The 17,739-nt window shown below is 66.7% G+C and carries 16 protein-coding genes; 11 read left to right on the forward strand and 5 right to left on the reverse strand.

The window, feature by feature from the left end:
- Positions 1-103: 103 nt before the first annotated feature.
- The 4 genes from Cch01nite_RS12405 to Cch01nite_RS12420 all read right to left on the reverse strand — a co-directional run bounded on the left by Cch01nite_RS12405 (position 104) and on the right by Cch01nite_RS12420 (position 2,867).
- Entirely contained in the window at positions 104-733 is a 630-nt protein-coding gene (locus Cch01nite_RS12405; RefSeq protein ID WP_203754622.1) for a hypothetical protein, read from the reverse strand.
- A gap of 182 nt (positions 734-915) precedes the next feature.
- On the reverse strand, positions 916-1,671 hold the full coding sequence (locus tag Cch01nite_RS12410) for a dehydroquinate synthase/iron-containing alcohol dehydrogenase family protein (protein ID WP_203754625.1): 756 nt from the start codon (positions 1,669-1,671) through the stop codon (positions 916-918).
- Positions 1,668-1,952 (reverse strand): hypothetical protein, encoded by a 285-nt coding sequence (locus tag Cch01nite_RS12415; protein WP_203754626.1) that lies wholly within the window; start codon positions 1,950-1,952, stop codon positions 1,668-1,670. Before Cch01nite_RS12415 ends, Cch01nite_RS12410 begins: the two co-directional genes overlap by 4 nt.
- Before the next feature lie 96 nt (positions 1,953-2,048).
- Positions 2,049-2,867 (reverse strand): DUF3800 domain-containing protein, encoded by an 819-nt coding sequence (locus Cch01nite_RS12420; RefSeq protein WP_203754628.1) that lies wholly within the window; start codon positions 2,865-2,867, stop codon positions 2,049-2,051.
- Between the two features lie 116 nt (positions 2,868-2,983).
- Here Cch01nite_RS12420 and Cch01nite_RS12425 point away from each other — a divergent pair, with 116 nt between their 5' ends.
- The 4 genes from Cch01nite_RS12425 (at position 2,984) to Cch01nite_RS12440 (ending at position 6,265) form a co-directional block, all read left to right on the forward strand.
- Entirely contained in the window at positions 2,984-3,613 is a 630-nt protein-coding gene (locus tag Cch01nite_RS12425) for a hypothetical protein (protein ID WP_203754630.1), read from the forward strand.
- Positions 3,603-4,706: a helix-turn-helix domain-containing protein gene (locus Cch01nite_RS12430; protein WP_203754633.1), complete on the forward strand. Its 1,104-nt coding sequence runs from the start codon at positions 3,603-3,605 to the stop codon at positions 4,704-4,706. The genes Cch01nite_RS12425 and Cch01nite_RS12430 overlap by 11 nt, the downstream gene beginning before the upstream one ends.
- 138 nt (positions 4,707-4,844) lie before the next feature.
- Positions 4,845-5,228: a hypothetical protein gene (locus tag Cch01nite_RS12435; RefSeq protein WP_203754636.1), complete on the forward strand. Its 384-nt coding sequence runs from the start codon at positions 4,845-4,847 to the stop codon at positions 5,226-5,228.
- Between the two features lie 326 nt (positions 5,229-5,554).
- A complete protein-coding gene (locus Cch01nite_RS12440) occupies positions 5,555-6,265 on the forward strand; it encodes a hypothetical protein (protein ID WP_203754639.1) in 711 nt (236 codons plus the stop codon).
- A gap of 79 nt (positions 6,266-6,344) precedes the next feature.
- Here the strand turns inward: Cch01nite_RS12440 and Cch01nite_RS12445 are convergent, their stop codons facing one another.
- Positions 6,345-6,734 carry a hypothetical protein gene (locus Cch01nite_RS12445; protein ID WP_203754642.1) on the reverse strand — a complete coding sequence of 130 codons (390 nt, stop codon included), beginning with the start codon at positions 6,732-6,734 and terminating at the stop codon, positions 6,345-6,347.
- A gap of 164 nt (positions 6,735-6,898) precedes the next feature.
- Here Cch01nite_RS12445 and Cch01nite_RS12450 point away from each other — a divergent pair, with 164 nt between their 5' ends.
- The 7 genes from Cch01nite_RS12450 to Cch01nite_RS12480 all read left to right on the forward strand — a co-directional run bounded on the left by Cch01nite_RS12450 (position 6,899) and on the right by Cch01nite_RS12480 (position 17,575).
- Positions 6,899-7,213 (forward strand): hypothetical protein, encoded by a 315-nt coding sequence (locus tag Cch01nite_RS12450; RefSeq protein WP_203754645.1) that lies wholly within the window; start codon positions 6,899-6,901, stop codon positions 7,211-7,213.
- Between the two features lie 269 nt (positions 7,214-7,482).
- Positions 7,483-7,953 carry a hypothetical protein gene (locus Cch01nite_RS12455; protein ID WP_203754649.1) on the forward strand — a complete coding sequence of 157 codons (471 nt, stop codon included), beginning with the start codon at positions 7,483-7,485 and terminating at the stop codon, positions 7,951-7,953.
- A 246-nt stretch (positions 7,954-8,199) separates the two neighbouring features.
- A complete protein-coding gene (locus Cch01nite_RS12460; protein ID WP_203754652.1) occupies positions 8,200-10,164 on the forward strand; it encodes a type I restriction-modification system subunit M in 1,965 nt (654 codons plus the stop codon).
- Positions 10,161-11,429: a restriction endonuclease subunit S gene (locus Cch01nite_RS12465; protein ID WP_203754666.1), complete on the forward strand. Its 1,269-nt coding sequence runs from the start codon at positions 10,161-10,163 to the stop codon at positions 11,427-11,429. The genes Cch01nite_RS12460 and Cch01nite_RS12465 overlap by 4 nt, the downstream gene beginning before the upstream one ends.
- Positions 11,426-14,413, forward strand: a complete 2,988-nt coding sequence (locus tag Cch01nite_RS12470) for a type I restriction endonuclease subunit R (protein ID WP_203754682.1) — start codon at positions 11,426-11,428, stop codon at positions 14,411-14,413. Before Cch01nite_RS12465 ends, Cch01nite_RS12470 begins: the two co-directional genes overlap by 4 nt.
- A gap of 319 nt (positions 14,414-14,732) precedes the next feature.
- Positions 14,733-15,713: a hypothetical protein gene (locus Cch01nite_RS12475; RefSeq protein ID WP_203754698.1), complete on the forward strand. Its 981-nt coding sequence runs from the start codon at positions 14,733-14,735 to the stop codon at positions 15,711-15,713.
- Positions 15,710-17,575: a hypothetical protein gene (locus Cch01nite_RS12480; protein ID WP_203754701.1), complete on the forward strand. Its 1,866-nt coding sequence runs from the start codon at positions 15,710-15,712 to the stop codon at positions 17,573-17,575. Before Cch01nite_RS12475 ends, Cch01nite_RS12480 begins: the two co-directional genes overlap by 4 nt.
- Positions 17,576-17,739 lie beyond the last annotated feature (164 nt).

Genomic DNA, 17,739 nt, shown 5'->3' on the forward strand with positions numbered 1-17,739 from the left:
ACCAAGGCGCTCGTGCAACTTGGGCTGGCGCCGACGAAGCGGCGGCCGGCAACTGATCTACTGGTTCAGTTCGCGTCTTCGAGCAGTCTCTGGACGCATGTGTCTACAGGTGGGCGATCTGGAACTTCGCGTGGGGAGTTCCGATCGGCCAGAGGGACTCGTAGTAGACCTGGGCCATCGCGAATGACTCCTCGGCGCGGGCCAGCGTGGACTTCCCGCGACGTGTTGAGGAAAGCAATGCGGCATAGAAGGACATGTCGAACGCAACCAAGTTCGCGGGCGTCACCTCCTGAGGCGAGGCGATCAGGATCTTGACGCCGCACGCCTGGAGGGCGGCCTTCCAGTGTTCGTTGTAGAAAGTGCACGCCGTGCTGACAACTATCTGGGGAAGGATGCCCCCTTTCTGGCCCAACAGCGTGAAATCCGCTGACGTTGTGTTCGACTTCCCGTTTCCGGTCTGGATTCGGTCGCCCTGTCCATGAGCGATGACGTGGAGGACGTGTGCCGTCTGGGTCGTCATACCGAGAAGCTCTGTCTTGGTGAACGCACGGCTCACCGAGACGTTGGCCCTCGGCATCGCTCGTCCCTGCTGTGGGCTGTTTCGGTACAACCCGAGCGAACTGGCGAGGAACGACGCCTCCTGATCGCTCATCAAATCCCGCATGCCGCCGCAGGACACGACGTGAATCCTCAGCGTTTGAATTGACGGTTCGGACGTTGCGGACGCTGCCATGGGGTGACCGTACTCGGACGCCGAGCTCGCGGCGTACCTCCGATCGGCGCCCACCTGAACCCTCGGTGGGTGGCGGGTCCACTGCGCGAAGGCTGCTGCTACGCCCTGTCGTTCAGAACGGCGCGCCACCTGGCCGGCCACCACCCCGGCTAAACCGATCCCTCCGGGCTTCGGGCTCACTACTACCCGATGCCTCCACTCGAGGTGGTGGTCGTGCTGACGTATTGCTGCTGACCGTCGATGTAGACCGGGAGGCCGTCCTCGTCGACGGCGGGCACGTACTCGGTCTCCGTCACTTCGGGGTTCGCTGCGGACGCCGCGTTGTAGTCGTTCATGTAGTCCGTGACTTCGGCGTCCGTCGGGGCGCGCCCGAGGTTCTGTCGCCAGATGTCCCACATCTGGGCGCGCGCGACCGACTCACTGATCTCCGTGTGGGATTCATGACGTTCGGTGTGCGGCTGGACGAGGTGCGCGATGGAGGCGAGGTACTCGACCTGCCGTTCCTTGATGAACTGCGCGAGCGTCGCCGGTGCTGCGGCTCCGTCGGCCGTGCTGAATGCCCGAAGCGGCGCCTCGATGGCGTCGAGGGTGTTCTGGTCGGGGATGCCGTCGTTTCGGATTGTCTCGAGCATTCCGGCGCGCCGTAGGGCGTGCTGCAGCGTGGACAGCTTGGCGGGGTCTGTCGCGTACAGGGTCGCGAGTGCGGCGTTGGCGTGGTCGTCGGCGGTCGCGGCCGGCGGCTCTGCTTGCGCGACGTGACGGACGGTGTGCGGTGTGGCGTCGTAAGCCTGTTCGTATGCGGCTTCGCGGGTGTACGACGCGCCCCAGGCCGTTCCGGCCGCGAGGAAGCCGAGCATCAGGATGATCACGGCCGCGGCCCGCCATGGGTGGCGGCGGGCGTCGGGTGCAGGTGGGACCTGGACCGTGGCGACGGTCATGGCGCGGCTACCTCGTCGGCGACCTGGCTGAAGTACTCCGCGTAGTCGGGCAGTACCGGTTCGGTGGGGTCGGGGTGTGCTTGGTGCCATTGTTGTTCGGCGATCTGGGCTCGTTCGAGCTCGTGGTCGGCGTCCTCCTGGCCGGCTGCCCACCCGTTGGTCCAGGAGTTGAGGATGACGAACGCGCAGACGCCGAGGGCCGCAAGTCCCAGGACTGCGGCACCGACGAACAGCGCCCAGCGCGGCGTGCCGGTTCCGGCGGGCTCGTCGGCGGTGGTCATGGACCGAATCCTGCACTCGCCGCCCACCAAATAGGGTCAAAAGGGACAAACTTCGCCCAAGTGGGTCACGCGCATGCCCTCGCCGCGTGCGATGGCTCAGCCCAGCGCCGCGAGCGATGCGGGTGCCATCGCGGTGTACCACCGGGCGCACGGGTCGCTGGACTGTCGCGTCCACCGCGACGCGCGGGGGAGCAGGTGGGGCTCGAGCAGTGCGACGTACCCCGCGATCTCGTCACGCTCTCCCTCATACCGCTCCGGCTCGTCGAAGTCGCTCACCTCGGCGTAGCGGCGGAAGATCGTCGCGTAGAGGTCCGCGACCTGCACCAGGCCAACGTGGTGCGAGCGGACGGCGAACGGCGTGTCGACGATCTGGTCCATCTGCCGCTGCTTCCGCGCCCGCTCGTAGTAGCCGTCGGTCCACGCCGGCGGTGCGAACATGGACTCGACGAGCGCGGCGAGCTGGCGCTGGTTGTCGTCGAAGACCAGCACGGTCCGACCCTTGCCGCCCGGCTTCTTCTGGTGGGAGCGCTGAACCTGCAAGGCAATGTGCCACGCCGCGGCCTGCCAGGCGTCGCGGAGCTCGGCCGTGCCCGGTGGCGTGCCGAGGATGGCCGCGTGAGGAATCGCGGCCAGCGCGAGCTTGTGTCGACGCTCCCCGAGCCACTCACAGAGGGCCTGGGTCACGGCGATCCGCTCCGACGCCGGCACCCTGTTCCACGCGCCGTTGCCGCGCAGCAGGTCGTTGGCCTTGAGTTCCCTGAACGCTCCCGAAGCCGTTGCAGTCAGGTTCTTCGCGATCTCGCCGAACTCCTCTTGGGTGAGGCGAAGGCGCGTCGCGTCCACGACGATCCCGACCATCACGAGGACCGGGCTCTTGCCATCGATGCCAGTCTCGTCGACGTAGGTGAAGTACATGTGTCCGGCTTTCTGCTGCGGTGGTCACCGGCGCACCCACTGCATGCGACGGCGCAAAACGCGACTCGCTACTAAATTTTCCGCCACAACTTGCGACCATCCGCTACTGTAGCGGCATGGACCTGGCTCCCGGCTACACCATCGAGGACTCGCTCGCGGACGCTCTTCTGCACGCCGGCGACGTCGCGCACAGCATCGCCGTCGACAACCACGCGCTGCGGGGCTCGAACGGCTTCACGTTCGGCGCGGAGCGGTACCACCGCGCCCGGCAACTCGCACGCGGCCCTCTCGAGGACCACGGCTTCGACCTGATCCAGAACGGTGCCGGGCTCATGGGCCGACGCGGCAACCTCACCCTCGCCTTCGCGACTGCCCGGGGTCGCGTCTCCGACGGGCCCGTCACCTTCGACACCGAGAGCTCGCAGGTGCGTCGGGACGCATCGGTCGTCAACTCAATCGCGTTCCAGGACGGTCTCGACCTCGGTCTGAAGCTGCCGAGGGTGTTCCACTACGTCTGGTGCGGCACGCCGACGCAGGGCCTGACCGGTGTGTTCACGGGCTGCCTCGTCAAGCTCACCGGGGGGCGGGCGGAGTGGGCCGAGGTTCGAGTCGTCTACGACGCCGAGCCGGTGGGTCTCGGTGACGACCAGGACATCGTGGAGACGACGTACGCGTCGCAGCCCGAGCCGGAGCTCGACGTCAAGCCACGCCGTACTGCTACGGAGCGGTCTGAGGATGGCAAGTAGGGGAGTCGGCCCGTTCTCCGGCCAGCGTCTCCGGCTCGCGCGTTTCCGTGCGAGCCTGACGGCGCGCGAGCTGGCGGAGCGGGTCGGTGTCACGCCTTCGGCGATCTCTCAGTTCGAGACCGGTAGGGCAAAGCCCACCGCCGCCGTCGCTGCCGCACTCGCGTTGGCATGTGGAGTTCCGGTTGCCTACTTCGACGCCCTGGGCCGGCAGATCTCGCCCAACGGGATGGATGGCACCCACTTCCGAAGCCTGCGGTCCACAACGAAGCAGGCGCGCGGGCGCGCGTTCTACTGGGCCGAGGCCGCGCTTGATCTGTCGGAGGCTCTTGACGGTCACGTCGAGCTGCCGCGCCCGGACGTTCCGTCCTACCCGGTCTCCGGTGATGCGCGCACGTCCGAGATCGAGCGATCAGCACAGGCTCTGCGTGAGCATTGGAGTCTGCCCGAGGGGCCCGTGTCGAACGTGATCCGGTTGCTGGAGAGCCGCGGGGTCGTTGTCACGTTGCTCCCACTGGACGACCGGACGATCGACGGCTACTCCCACTTTCAGGGGTCGCGCCCAGTCGTCGTACTCACCTCGACAAAGGGTGATGCTGGCCGCGCCCGGTTCGATGCTGCACACGAGGTGGGTCACCTGGTGTGCCACCCCGATGCGGACCCCGGCGGCGCACAAGAGAAGCAAGCGAACACGTTTGCTGCTGAGTTCTTGATGCCCCGCGTGCTAATCGCCCGCGAACTGCCACGACGCTTCGACCTCGACGCCTACGCGCGGCTGAAGCACAAGTGGGGCGTCAGCATCCAAGCGCTGCTCTACCGCGCCCGCGAACTCGAAGTCATCACCGAGGCTGCATACCGGCGTTCGGTGATGACGATCAGTCGTGACTTCGGGCGAAGCGCCGAGCCATACCCGTTGCCAGGTCGGGAGCATCCTCGTCTTCTCGCGCTCGCGGTCGAGGTGGCTGCACAGTCGGGTGTCGAGCGCGAGACGTTGGCCAACGAGGCCGGACTCACCCTCGACGACCTGGACTCGCTCACAGCGGAGCTCGAACGTCGTCCCGTTGTCGACGCGTACGCAACCGATCAAGGTCGCTAAGCGACCGGCCCAGCGCCGGCAACGCGAGAGAGGCGGCCAATCAGGCCCAGCGTGGGAACTTACGGCGAGTAATCGGAGGCGACGGTGACGCTGTCGGGAGGGCACTGTCACAGAGCTTGAGTCGGACACCTTGCACGCGTGATGACCACGCAGACAGAGCCAGGCGACACGTCCGAGCCTCCCAAGGACAGTGTTGATGAACTGCATGCCAACGCGACGGGTGTGTGGGCCGTGCGCAGCACCTCAACCACGGTCTACTACTTGGACCTCGACCGACGCCGCCTGCTGCGGCTGCGGGGCGTGGGGAGCCCCGCCGGACCGTACGACGGGTGCTGGGTTCCACTCGTAAGCTTCGCGACCCTGGGTGGCGAACACGAGGTGGTCAGGGTCGGGGCGCGCAATGAGTTCTTGACCGACCCGGACGGGTGGGCAGCGTCCTACAGGTTCTGGATCCCGAGGATGTGCAGCCGCATCGACCGCGTCGACCGGGACGTCGCGGACGCGCTCTCGGAATCGGATTGAGGGCAGAGCCGACGCGCCCTGTGGCCAGTCTGGGGCTGCACACATCGAGGTCGGCGCTCGGTGTTGCAACCCTCCGGGCTGTCGCGCCTCCCAGGTGCTCGCCGCGCTCGAATGGCCTTCTTGGGCCTGACGACGAGCCGTTCCGACCCTTCGGGACGGTCGATCGTCGGACGCTGGCACTCCCCGTTGGTCCGGTGGGCATGGGTCGAACATCCGATGCAGAACTGGCAGTTCATCCGATGTGCTGCTCGCGCCGTCTCGCGCAGCCTTGAGTCGCGGCCCGCCGCCCGGCGGAACGAAATCCAGCACACATGGAGAACCAAGGGATGTCCACCATCCGCACATCGCGCCCCAAGCCCGTTAGCCGACGGACGCACGCCGACCGCCTCCTCGACCGGCCCACCGAAACCGGACCGGCAACCGCCTCCGAGGCCTCCCGCTCCGTGGCGGCCGAGAACGTACGCGGCGTCTCACTCATCGTGGGTGACGAGAGGGTTCAAGAGGACCTCTGCGTCCTCATCAATGCGCTCTTGGCCAGCTCGGTCCCGGCCCATGTGCGCACGAACCGGTCGCTCGCGGTGGATGGCACGGCCTGGGAAGTCTGCGGGGGGCTTGTGGCGCCGAACTGCCATGACGACGCGTCGCACGCCGCCGGCAAGGACGTTGGAGGGCGCCAGAAGAAGGAGGCGACGCTTCCCGAGTGGCGCGAGCGCCGGGAGCCGTGGCCGCCCGACAGCCGGCCCGTCTTTGCCACCGACCCGGACGTCCGGTCGGACCATCGCGGCTCGAACAGCCGCAGGGCGCCCGTGTACGTCGGCTACGAGTTGCACCTCGCCGTGCCGCGGCCGGACGCGCCAAGGAGCTGCGGCCTCGACCTCGAGGCCGCTGACGCACGGCCGGACACGATCATGTGGGACCGCGGCTTCTCGCGACGCTCGATCGTTCCGATGATCGACGGGTTGCCGTTCGGACTGTTCTACGACGCGCGCTCGCGCGTCGAGAGTTTCAGCGAGCCGTCCCGTGGGAAGTCCGTGTAGCTGTCACTACGCGGGTACGTTCCCGGAAGTGGGTTGATCGCAAGGTGGGTCGGGCGTGTTCGCCCGGCCCACCTCTCGTTCATTCTCTGTCTTGCAGGTGGCGTCGGACGGCACGGATGAGCGTCGTCGTCTCGAGCCATTCTGATGCGGAAAGGTCGACGATGGTCGGCAGTCCGAGGTCCGCCAGGAGTTCTTCGCGGCTTGCGTGGCCCTGCTCGTGGGCGATGCGCAGCCCGATGTAGGTGTCGATGAGCTCGCACCCGTACAACCACACCGCCTGCTTGCCGAGCCCGTCCACGATGCAGAGCAGGTCGGAGGTCGAGAGTTCGTCGAGCGCCTGCACCTCGCCGCGCACGCTGAGCCAGAACGTGTGCTGAAGGACGCGGCGGTCGAACGTCCCCGGCACGATGCGTCGGGCCCAGTCCGGGACGGTCTGCGGGGGCGGCGTGCCCTGTTCTTCGTTACTCATGAACGGAACGTGTTCGACGCAATCCAGGTGGCATTCGCACCCGGAGAACGTCCGGCCTTGTGACACCGACTGCCGCCGCGAGTGGTGATGTGTGAGCGCGTTCGCGCGCTTCGCACGACCGGCGGCAAGACCGCCGTCGGGGTGCCAAGCCCCTCGGAGGGCGCATGTCCACAACCAATCCCATCGTCGGCGACCCGGTCGCCGCCAAGCAGCTTCGACTGGCGGCGCTGCTCGACTGGCGTCAGATGGTCGGCTCGGCCTGGGCGGAGCGGATCTCGCACGACCTGTCCGGCGTCGAGGACCTGACCACCGAGCTCCTGCTGGTGGAGCTGGCAATCGCCGAGCAGTGGCCCGGCGACATCGAGGTGTGGATGCGTGAGTGGATCGTGGCTGACGCCACGAAGCTGCACGACCCGGCCCAGTGGCGCGGGGACTGCAGCGTCTGTGTCGCATTGGGTGGGCCGTTCGAGGCTGCCTAACCGTGACGCACGAGGAGGGCGGGATCGATGATCCCGCCCTCCTTCACGTCTCTCCAACGGCGCGACGCGTGCAACGCCGGGCGGCCGCTTGGTGCCCGCCGGGGGACGTCGCGGGCGGTCCGGCATCCCCCGAATGTCCGATGGCGTGGGTCGAACATCCCATGCCGAACTGGACGAACCTCCGATGTGCCGCGGCCGGTGCCTCACGCAGTCTGGTGTCAACGGCCCGCCGCCCGGCGGCCCACGAGAACCCCAGGAGAACGAGCAACATGACCATCACCCTCGACCCGCGCCGCCACCCCGTCACCCGCCCCAGCAACGGAACGGTGGATCACACCCGGGGCGCGTGGACTCTTCGCGTGTCAACCGAGCATGAGGAGGACGCTCTGCTGCCCTTCCCTGAGAACGACTTCATGCTCGAAGTCCTGACCGCCGAGCGAACCAATGGAGGTTGGATCGTGCGGGGCTGGACAGACTCTGACGAGGACCGGCCAGTCGGCGAACCCGAGTTCGCGCTCGCGCTGCCGGGCACTGACCGCGACTGGCGCGATGCCTGCGAGGCGGTCGTCGATGCTCTGGGGATGACCATCCCCATCGGCGGTATCGAGTTCGAGGATGGCACGCAGGTCTACGTCGTGACACACATCGCGTGGGTCCCGAGTGCGAGGTTCCACGAGCCCAAGTGGGCGTACGGACGACCGGCCAACTTCGACTGGTCCGACGACTATCTCAAGTGGTAGTTCCCGCTTCGGGCGCAGCGTTTGTGCTGCTCGGGCGGGCCGCCTGGGCCGGCCGTGATGGATGAGGAGGACGGGATCACGCAAATGATCCCATCCTTCGCTACGTCGGTCAGCCGGCCGGGGTGAACCCCGCGGGTCCCGGCCGTGCCGGCCCGCTGCCGTCACTACGATCGGACGGACGCGCGGCACGGCTTGCGTGGGGTCAGCGCCGCAGGCGCTGAGGTGCTTGACCAGCAAAGGAGCAGCATGTCGCAGCCGCAGGGCTTCCAGGACAAGGTCGCGTTCATCTGGAAGGTCGCCGACAAGCTGCGCGGCTCGTTCAAGCAGCACGAGTACGGCTCGATCATGCTGCCGCTGCTCGTCCTGCGACGCCTGGACGCCGTCCTGGAGCCGACCAAGTCAGCGGTGCTGCGCCAGGCGCAGTCCTACGGCGACAAGTCGCTCGGCCCGGGGGAGGACTTCGTCCTAAAGGGCATCGCCGGCGTGCCGTTCTACAACCTGTCGCCGCTGACGTTCCGCACGATGCTGGCCGACGACAAGAACGTCGCAGAGAACCTGCACGCCTACATCGGTGGGCTGTCCCCGGCCGCGTTCGAGATCATCGAGCGCTACGACTTCACCGGCAAGGTCGCCCGCATGGACGCCGCCGGGATCCTCTACGGGGTGCTGTCGGACTTCGCCGACCTGCACGTCGGCCCCGGTGAGGTCTCAAACGAGGCGATGGGGCACATCTTCGAGGAACTCCTGCGGAAGTTCTCCGAGATGAGCAACGAGACCGCAGGAGAGCACTACACCCCGCGAGAGGTCATCCGCCTGGTCGTCGATCTGCTGCTCTCCGGGCAGACGGCGCACGCGATCGAGGGAGCCACCGTGCCCGTTCGCACGGTGTACGACCCGGCTGCCGGCACCGGCGGCATGCTCACCGCAGCGCTGGAACGCATCCAAGACCTCAACAGCACCGCGAAGGTGCAGGTCTACGGGCAGGAGCTCAACCCTGAGACCTGGGCCATCGCCCGCTCGGACCTGCTCATCCAGGACGTCGGCGCGGACAACATGGCGTTCGGTAACTCCCTGACCCAGGACGCCTACCCGCACACCAAGTTCGACTACATGCTTGCAAACCCCCCGTATGGGGTGGACTGGAAGAGCTATGCCAAGCCCATCCAGGACGAGGCCGACACCCACGGGTTCGCCGGCCGGTTCGGCGCCGGCCTGCCCCGAGTCTCCGATGGATCGTTCCTGTTCCTTCAACACATGCTCTCGAAGATGAAGTCAGGCTCGCGGGTTGGGATCGTGCTGTCCGGGTCCCCGCTGTTCTCCGGTGCGGCCGGGTCGGGAGAGTCGGAGATCCGCCGCTGGATCATCGAGAACGATTGGCTGGAGGGCATCGTCGCCCTGCCCGACCAGATGTTCTACAACACCGGCATCTCCACCTACGTGTGGATCCTGACCAACACCAAACCTACCCACCGTGCAGGGCACGTCGCACTGGTCGACGGACGCGAGCTGTTCACCAAGATGCGGAAGTCCCTGGGAGACAAGCGCAAGTACGTCACCGACGACGCCATCGACCAGATCGTGCGACTGTACGACGACCTGCCCGACGACCCTCGGGTCAAGTTGCTGCCAAACGAGACGTTTGGGTTCCAGCGCATCACGGTCGAACGTCCCCTGCGTCGGCGGTGGGAGTTCACCGACGAGGTCCTCGACTTCCTGCCCGAGAAGGCGCGTGCCGTGTTCGCGCCTTCGGCGGGGACTGCCGTCGCGACCGAGCGTGAGTTCAAGGTGCTGGTGGACGGCATGGCCGCTGTCGCCGGCGGTCTGGACGCCAAGACCCAGCGAGCGATCCTGAAGGCCGCCGCGGTGTACGACGAGAACGCAGCCCCGGTCCTCAAAAAGGGAGCGCCCGAGCCCGACGCGGACCTGCGTGACTTCGAGAACATCCCACTGCCCGCGGGGTACATCGCCATGTCCGACGAGCAGCGTGCCAAGGCCCTGCACGAAGCGGCCGAGACCCACCTGCACGACGAGATCCATCCGTACGTCCCCGACGCCTGGATCGACCACGGCAAGGCGAAGATCGGCTACGAGGTCCCGTTAACGCGCCAGTTCTACGTCTACATGCCGCCCCGGCACGTAGAAGAGATCGCCAATGAGATTCGCGACCTCGAGGCTCAGATCCAGGAGTGGATGAAGGGACTCGGGTTGTGATCCATGAGCCGACAGCCCCGCTCGGGTGGCGTCGAGTTCCACTCTGGACATTTGCCCGCCGCGTCGAGCGATCAGGGTTTCCTGATGAGCAACTGCTTAGCGTCTACCGCGACTGGGGCGTCGTCAGGCGCGCCGACCGTGACGACAACTTCAATGTGGCGAGCGACGACCTCAGTTCGTACAAACTGGTCCGTCGAGGCGATCTTGTTCTCAACAAGATGAAGACGTGGCAAGGTTCTCTCGGTGTATCTGAGTACGACGGCATTGTGAGCCCGGCGTACTTCGTGTGTGAACTTTCGCCAGCCGTGCACGGCCGGTTTGTGCACCATCTCCTGCGCTCGAGCTACACGACCGCGAGATTCGCGGCCGCATCGAAGGGGATTCGCCCAAACCAATGGGATTTGCCGTTCGACGAACTCCGAGCAATGAACGTCGCGATTCCGCCGATTGACGAGCAGCGGCGGATCGCTGATTTCCTCGATGGCCAGGTCGCCGGCCTCGACGGCGCGATAGCAGCTCGTTCACGGCAACTTGCACTAATCACGGACTTGGAACTCGAGTACCGGCGGGTGATGACAACCACAGGCGGGTTCGGTGCGGCGACGCGACCCACTGGGATCGCGTGGATGCCGGAGATTCAGTCGAAGTGGGCCGTGCGGCGACTCGCCGGACTCTTTGCAACGGGGAGTGGGACAACCCCCCGCTCAGACCGACTGGAATACTACGGCGGCGGTCGCCGATGGGTAACGTCCGGAGATCTTCGCGACGGCCCCATCGCCATTGAAGGGGCGCAGGTGACAGCGGCCGCCCTCCGGGATCACTCGGCGCTGAAGTTGTACCCGGCCGGGACGCTCGTAGTGGCGATGTACGGGGCGACTGTTGGCCGCGCGGGCATTCTGCAGGCCGAGGCATGCACGAATCAGGCGTGCTGCGCGTTGAGACCGACTGGCGAACTGGACCCAGTGTTCGCATTCCACTGGCTGGTCGCGCATCGGTCCGAGATCTTGGGTCTGGCCGCTGGTGGCGGTCAGCCAAACATCAGCCAGCAGGTCGTAAGGTCGTTACTCCTCCCTGTCCCGCCCGTAGATGCGCAGGAGCGGATCGTGCGCGAGATCGAACTGCGAGCTGCTGACGCGAACCGATGGTCAGAACAGCTGCTGGCTCAATCGCGCGCGCTGGCGGAGTACAAGCAGGCACTGATCACCGCGACAGTCACGGGGGAGTTCGACGTAGCGACGGCGTCCTCGAGGAGTCTCCCCGCGTGAGCGTGCACACCGAGAATGCGTTCGAATCGAGCATCGAGACGCACCTGCTGAGCAATGGTTGGGACACGCTCGCGCCCTCCGGATACGACCGAGCCCTCGGTTTGTTCCCTGACGAGCTGATCACGTTCATCGAACAGTCCCAGCCGGACCAGTGGAAGCAGCTCGTCAATCGCCTCGGTGGCGACGGGATCGCGCGGGCGAAGGTGGCGCAGCACGTTGCGTCGCAGATCGACCACCGTGGGACGATCGGCGTGCTGCGCGACGCGATCAAGCTGAACGGTGTCACCTTTCACGCGTGCTTCTTCAAGCCGGCGAACACATTGACCGAGGCGCTGACGACGCGGTACGACGCGAATCGCACGGCGGTCGTGCGGCAGTTGCATCACAGCGAGTCGGTGACGGCGCAATCGGTCGACATGACGCTCGTGGTGAACGGAATCCCCACGGCGACAGCGGAGCTGAAGAACACTCTCACGCATCAGGGTGTGCAGCATGCGATGCAGCAGTACCGCACGGACCGCAATCCGTCGGACCTCATATTCCGGGCGCGAGCGTTCGTGCACTTCGCGGTCGACCCGCACCGCGCGTACATGACGACGAAATTGGAGCGGGACAAGACCCGGTTCCTGCCGTTCAATCAGGGCACCGGTGGCCCGGGCGCCCGGGGAGGCGACGGGAACCCATCGAACCCAGACGGGTACGCCACGGCGTACCTGTGGGAGCAGGTTTGGCAGCGTGATGCGTGGCTGGACCTGATCGGGTCGTTCGTGCACGCCGAGGACGGACGGTTCCTCTTCCCACGGTTCCACCAGTGGCACGCGGTCCGCTCGATCATCGCCGCCACGCTTCAGGACGGGGCCGGCGTCAACCGGCTGGTTCAGCATTCGGCGGGGTCGGGTAAGTCGAACACCATCGCGTGGACTGCGCACGCCTTGTCGCGCCTGCACAACGCTCAGAACCGGCCGGTGTTTGACAAGGTCGTGGTGATCACTGACCGGGTCGTGCTGGATCGGCAGTTGCAGGACACGGTGGCCGGGTTGGAGCACACACCGGGCACGATTGTGCGGATCGACAAGAACTCGGCACAGCTGAAGGACGCCCTGTCCGGGCATGCGGCGCGGGTCATCATCACGACGTTGCAGAAGTTCCCAGTCGTGGCCGAGCTGGCCGCCGATGTGGTCGGGCGCAATTTCGCGGTGCTGGTGGACGAGGCGCACTCCTCGACGTCGGGGGAGTCCATCAAGCAGCTGCAGCAGGTGCTTTCGTCGAACGAGATCGACGAGCTGCAGGCTGAGGAGTCCGCTGCGGACGAGGGTGTGGACCTGGGCACGGACGTGATCGCGCACTCCGCGGCTGCGCGGCGGGCGCAGAAGAACCTGACCTACATCGCCTTCACCGCGACCCCCAAGCCCAAGACGCTGAACCTGTTCGGGCAGAAGGTCCCCGGCGTGGGTGGGGAGAAGGACACGTTCGAACCGTTCCACCTGTACTCGATGCGGCAGGCCATCGAGGAGGGCTTCATCCTGGACGTGTTGGCCAGCTACACGACGTACTCCACGTACTTCAAGCTCGCGACCACGGCCCCGGACGACCCCGAGGTCCCGGTGGACAGGGCGCGCGCCGAGCTTGCCCGATTCGTTTCGTTGCACCCGACGAACCTGGGCGCGAAGGCCGAGATCATCGTCGAGCACTTCCGGGCCAAGACTCGCGGCAAGATCAACGGCCAGGCCAAGGCCATGGTCGTAACCCGATCCCGTCAGCACGCGGTCCGGTACAAGCTCGCGGTCGACGCGTACATCAAGGCCAAGGGCTACGACACGGGTTCGCGCCCGCTGCACGCCCTGGTCGCGTTCTCCGGGTCCCTGGAAGACGAGGGCGTCACCTACACCGAGGCGATGATGAACGGCTTCGGGGAGGGCGAGCTGCCGAAGAAGTTCGGCGGGGATGAGTACCACCTGCTGGTGGTGGCGGAGAAGTACCAGACCGGATTCGACCAGCCGCTGCTTCACACGATGTACGTGGACAAGAAGCTCGCCGGGGTCAGAGCCGTGCAGACGCTGTCCCGGTTGAACCGCATCCACCCCTGCAAGACCGACACGTTCGTCCTCGACTTCGCCAATACGGTCGAGGAGATCCAGGACGCGTTCGCCCCGTTCTATGAGTCCACCGGCGCGTTGGCGGCCGAACCGAACGACATCTACAACCTGCAGCACACCTTGATGGCCGCCCACGTGCTCGACGAGCACGAGATGGACGTCGCAGTGCGGGCGCTGCTGTCCGGTCAGCAGTCCCAGCAGAAGTACGTCTACGCGGAGCTGACCAAGGCGGTCGACCGGTTCGTCGCGCTGGAAGAGGACGGGCAGGAGGGGTTCCGGGGCACGCTGACCGCCTACGTGCGGGCGTACGCGTTCATGGCGCAGATCATGACCTGGACCGACCGCGAGCTCGAACGGCTCTACCTGTTCGGCAAGGCCTTGGCCACCCAGCTCCCCAGGGGCGAGGACGAGCCGATCCCGCTGGTCTCTGACCAGGTCGAGCTCACGCACCTGCGTACCGCCCTGACCGCCGAGGAAGAGAACGCCGCTCTGACAGAGGGTGATGACACTCCCGGCGAGGTCCTTCCTGGGGAGGGCAAGGGTGGGCAGGACCCGTTGGTCGACAAGCTCTCCGCCCTGGTCGAACGGCTCAACGACAAGTTCGGCATCGGCACCACCGACGCCGACAAGGTCTGGTTCGAGCAGCAGCGTCTGGAGGTCATGGCTGACGACGAGCTACGGGTCGTCGCGCTGCACAACACCCGAGACGCCTTCGATCTCATCCTGCGCGAACGTCTTCCGCACCACGTCGCTGCCCGGCACGGGGAGAACACCAAGATGTTCGACCTGTTCTTCAACAAGCCTGGCTTCCAGCAACTCGTCGTGGAGTACCTCGGCGAGATGTACGAGGAGTTCCGCCGGCCAGCGGCGGACGGGGCACACGCCTGACACACCGAGCTTCGCGCGGAGCGCGGTCTGCCACGGGCAGGCGAAGAGCGCGTCGACGTCGCGAGCGTGCCATTGCACGACTTGCCCTGATGGGCACGGTGCCGGTCGCCTGGGACGAGGGTTCCCAGCGCCGGAGGTGACTCCCGATCTACGTACCCACGCGGTTCGCGCTCACCGCGCGCTGGGTTCTGCGAGGCGATTGCCGCCGATCGCCGGTGGCTGACTGTCCAGCCACATGCCGACAGCAAACCGAACGAGCAAGGCCCGCCGCAGCACTGCCCCCCGTGTCCCGAGCACGCAGCTTCCTGGGCGGACGGCGATGAACGCCGAGCCCGAAGGCGCCTTTGACTGGGCACCGTGGCTTGAGGGCTACAAGCCTAAGCAGGTCCAAGACTGGGCTGGCATCGAGTCGTTCGTCCGAGACGCCGCGTCCGCGTACTTCGCAGCCAAGCCGTCGAAGACCAAGAGCGCCGCCCTTGCGGTCGTACGGCCGATCGTGGACATCGCCGCCTTCCAGCACGGCAGGGCCAAGCTCACCATCCGGACCGTATTCACGACCGTCACGCTGCAGCAGTTCGACAAGGAGCGCGGTCGGGCAGCCCGACAGGCCGCCGACGCCGGGCCGAAGGCAGCGCGCACCGGGACGCTCGGTAAGCGCGAGGCCAGCAGCGGCACGAAGCACAGCCACCTGGTGAGGATCGGTCGAGTCGTGAACCCGGGAGGTGGGTGGGGACCGGAGCCTGCCACCCACCGTCGCTTCGTGACGCAGCCTTACGCGCCGCACGAAATCGCGTGGCTCGAGGACTCCGTGACGCGCAACGAGGGCCTGGCGCGCGTCAACGGTGAGGCACTCCTCGTGCTGGGCCTCGGCGCTGGACTCGCCGGACGAGACGCCCTCGTTCGCGCGCGCGATTGCCAGCTGAGCGCGCTGGGTATCGAGATCACGGTCGACGGCCGCCACGTTCCGGTGCTCGCTCGGTACGAGGGGCGCCTGCTCAACCTGCTCGAGCACGCCGAGCCCGACGACATCCTGCTCGGCTCTCAGGCACGGAACAAGAACGCGGTGAACGCGGCCGCGGCACGGGTGAAGATCGCTGAGGGCGGGCCTGCGCTGGAGCCCGGGCGAATGCGGAACACGTGGATCCTGGAGCACCTGGCTGCGGGCGTCGACGTCAAGGTGCTGATGCGTGCGGCCGGCCTCAAGACGCTCACGCCCATCAGTGACCTCGCGGCGTTCCTCCCCGACCTCCCCCACAATGACGCGTTCGCGATGCTGCGCCGTGGCGGTGAGTCGCGATGAGCGCCCGCATCCTCAAGCACGCTCCGCGCTTGCGTGCCCCGCGCGACCTGACGGGCGTGCGGACGCCGACCACCGCCGAGCTCGACTGGGCCATCGGCATCGTTGACTCTCTCGGCGAGGCGTTTCACGAGGCGCTCGTCGCGAAGATCCGCGAGAACCGCGGCCGTCACGCGTCCGTGCGGGCTCGTAACGTCCTGATCGGTTGGCTGCTGACAACCTACGAGCCAGCCGCCACGGCCGCCCATACCCGGGTCGCCGAGAACCTCCTGGCCTTGAGCGCCGAGCAGCGTGAGCGCATCGGCCTGCCGGCGATTCCCGCGAATCGTGCCTACGCCCGGGTGTGGGACAAGACCAACGAGATCATCAAGGCACTCGACGAGGGCTTCACCATCGGCAGTGGCGCACTTGTAGCCCCAGTGGATCTCGACTGGTTCGTCGACGCACTCGCCCGTTGCGCCATCCCCGTGCACCTGCCCACCAGCCGCACACGCGCCGTCGATGGAACCGACTGGGAGACGTGTGGCACTTTCGTCTCTTCAAACCGGCAGTACGAGGGATACGTCCCGACGGACACCGACGGTGATGTCGACGACCACCTCAAGGAGATTTCCAAGGTCCGCAAGGAACTCCGCAAGGGCAAGCTCGTCAGTTTCGGCGCCGACGACCGGCCGATCTACACGAGAGATTGCGACGCGCGCGCGGGGCACCGCAGCGCGAACAACCGGCACAGCTCCGGGCTCTACATCGGCTACGAACTGCACCTGAGCGTCCAGATTCCCGACGCCTCGTACGGTGGCAAGCCAGACCAGGTCGTTCTCGGTCAGGAAGTCCCCGGCTTCATCACGATGGCGCGTCTCACACCTGCAGGCGCACATCGTCTCGACGCGGTGGTACCCGGCCTCATCGCCGAGCAGGTGCCATCACCCGGCACTCCCTGGACGCCGGGAGCAAGTGGCACGTCGCTGGAAACGGTGGTGTGGGACCGCGGCTACTCGATCCTCGACTACACCCGAGGCAAGGGTGCGCTCCGTGCGGCCGGCGTGGGGATCGTGTTCGACCTGGCCACTCGTCAGCGCACGCTCCAGGCGATCTATCCCAGTATCGACTTCATTGACGGTGTCCCGTTCTCCAAGCACATGCCGCAGGAACTTCGTGACCTGCCGCGCCCCGAGCGAGACGACACCCCCGAAGAGCGTGCGGCGAAGACCGCGGCCTTCGACCGACGGGCCATCTGGCGGTTCACCCCGCACGGCACCGCGCGTGACGGTGCGCGTCGTCGCTGGATCTGCCCATTCTGTGCAGGCCGCCTCGCAATCGCCGACCGGGTGGCGCGTAAGGCCAACGTCACGATCGCCGTCAACGCAACGCTGGTTGAGCTTCCCGAGGGCGAGACCTGCTGCGACGGGATCGTCACCCTCCCCGACGACGCGGTCCACATGGAGCAGGCATTCGGGATGCTGTGGGGAACCACCGCGCACACGGTTGTCTACGGTCAGCGGGCGCTCGTCGAGAACGCGAACAACCTCCTGCACGACAAGTACGCCAGGCTCGACCGCGGCTACACAAAGCTCATGGGCCTGGCCAAGCGCAAGTTCGTCCTCGCCTTCCTGCTCGCAGGAGTGAACCGCAAGATCGCACAGGCCTGGGAAGCGAAGGAATCAGCGCGCGAGGAGTGGCAGCGCAAGACGACCGCCTACGAGGCCCAGCTTCGAGGCGAGCCTGCGGCCGCGCCACCTTCGGCCGACGTGCTTCGACAGCGCCGCTACCGCGAAGCGAAGCGCGCCCGGAAGGCCACCGCCGCGCCCACTGCGCCGACGGGGCGATCTCGGACCGCCGCACGGGTCGCAGCGTCACGGCAATAGACGCCGCGCGAATCCGAACCTGAACAGCCACTCGACAAGCCCCGCACCGCCACCGGTGACGGGGCTGGTTGGCGTGTCCGGCCAGCCCCAATCTCGGGCAACGGCCGCGCGATGCCTGCCCGTCCGAGCGGTCGCAGCCGCATGATGACGACCACAGGTCGAAA

The sequence above is a fragment of the Cellulomonas chitinilytica genome (assembly GCF_016862675.1).
Taxonomy (GTDB): Bacteria; Actinomycetota; Actinomycetes; order Actinomycetales; family Cellulomonadaceae; genus Cellulomonas; species Cellulomonas chitinilytica.

Bases quoted from the DNA above. Each gene is read 5' to 3' on its own strand.
- Cch01nite_RS12450 (WP_203754645.1), top strand. From the start codon at position 6,899: ATGTCCACAACCAATCCCATCGTCGGCGACCCGGTCGCCGCCAAGCAG.
- Cch01nite_RS12430 (WP_203754633.1), top strand. From the start codon at position 3,603: ATGGCAAGTAGGGGAGTCGGCCCGTTCTCCGGCCAGCGTCTCCGGCTC.
- Cch01nite_RS12460 (WP_203754652.1), top strand. From the start codon at position 8,200: ATGTCGCAGCCGCAGGGCTTCCAGGACAAGGTCGCGTTCATCTGGAAG.
- Cch01nite_RS12420 (WP_203754628.1), bottom strand. From the start codon at position 2,867: ATGTACTTCACCTACGTCGACGAGACTGGCATCGATGGCAAGAGCCCG.
- Cch01nite_RS12455 (WP_203754649.1), top strand. From the start codon at position 7,483: ATGACCATCACCCTCGACCCGCGCCGCCACCCCGTCACCCGCCCCAGC.
- Cch01nite_RS12410 (WP_203754625.1), bottom strand. From the start codon at position 1,671: ATGACCGTCGCCACGGTCCAGGTCCCACCTGCACCCGACGCCCGCCGC.
- Cch01nite_RS12445 (WP_203754642.1), bottom strand. From the start codon at position 6,734: ATGAGTAACGAAGAACAGGGCACGCCGCCCCCGCAGACCGTCCCGGAC.
- Cch01nite_RS12475 (WP_203754698.1), top strand. From the start codon at position 14,733: ATGAACGCCGAGCCCGAAGGCGCCTTTGACTGGGCACCGTGGCTTGAG.
- Cch01nite_RS12405 (WP_203754622.1), bottom strand. From the start codon at position 733: ATGGCAGCGTCCGCAACGTCCGAACCGTCAATTCAAACGCTGAGGATT.
- Cch01nite_RS12480 (WP_203754701.1), top strand. From the start codon at position 15,710: ATGAGCGCCCGCATCCTCAAGCACGCTCCGCGCTTGCGTGCCCCGCGC.
- Cch01nite_RS12415 (WP_203754626.1), bottom strand. From the start codon at position 1,952: ATGACCACCGCCGACGAGCCCGCCGGAACCGGCACGCCGCGCTGGGCG.
- Cch01nite_RS12440 (WP_203754639.1), top strand. From the start codon at position 5,555: ATGTCCACCATCCGCACATCGCGCCCCAAGCCCGTTAGCCGACGGACG.
- Cch01nite_RS12425 (WP_203754630.1), top strand. From the start codon at position 2,984: ATGGACCTGGCTCCCGGCTACACCATCGAGGACTCGCTCGCGGACGCT.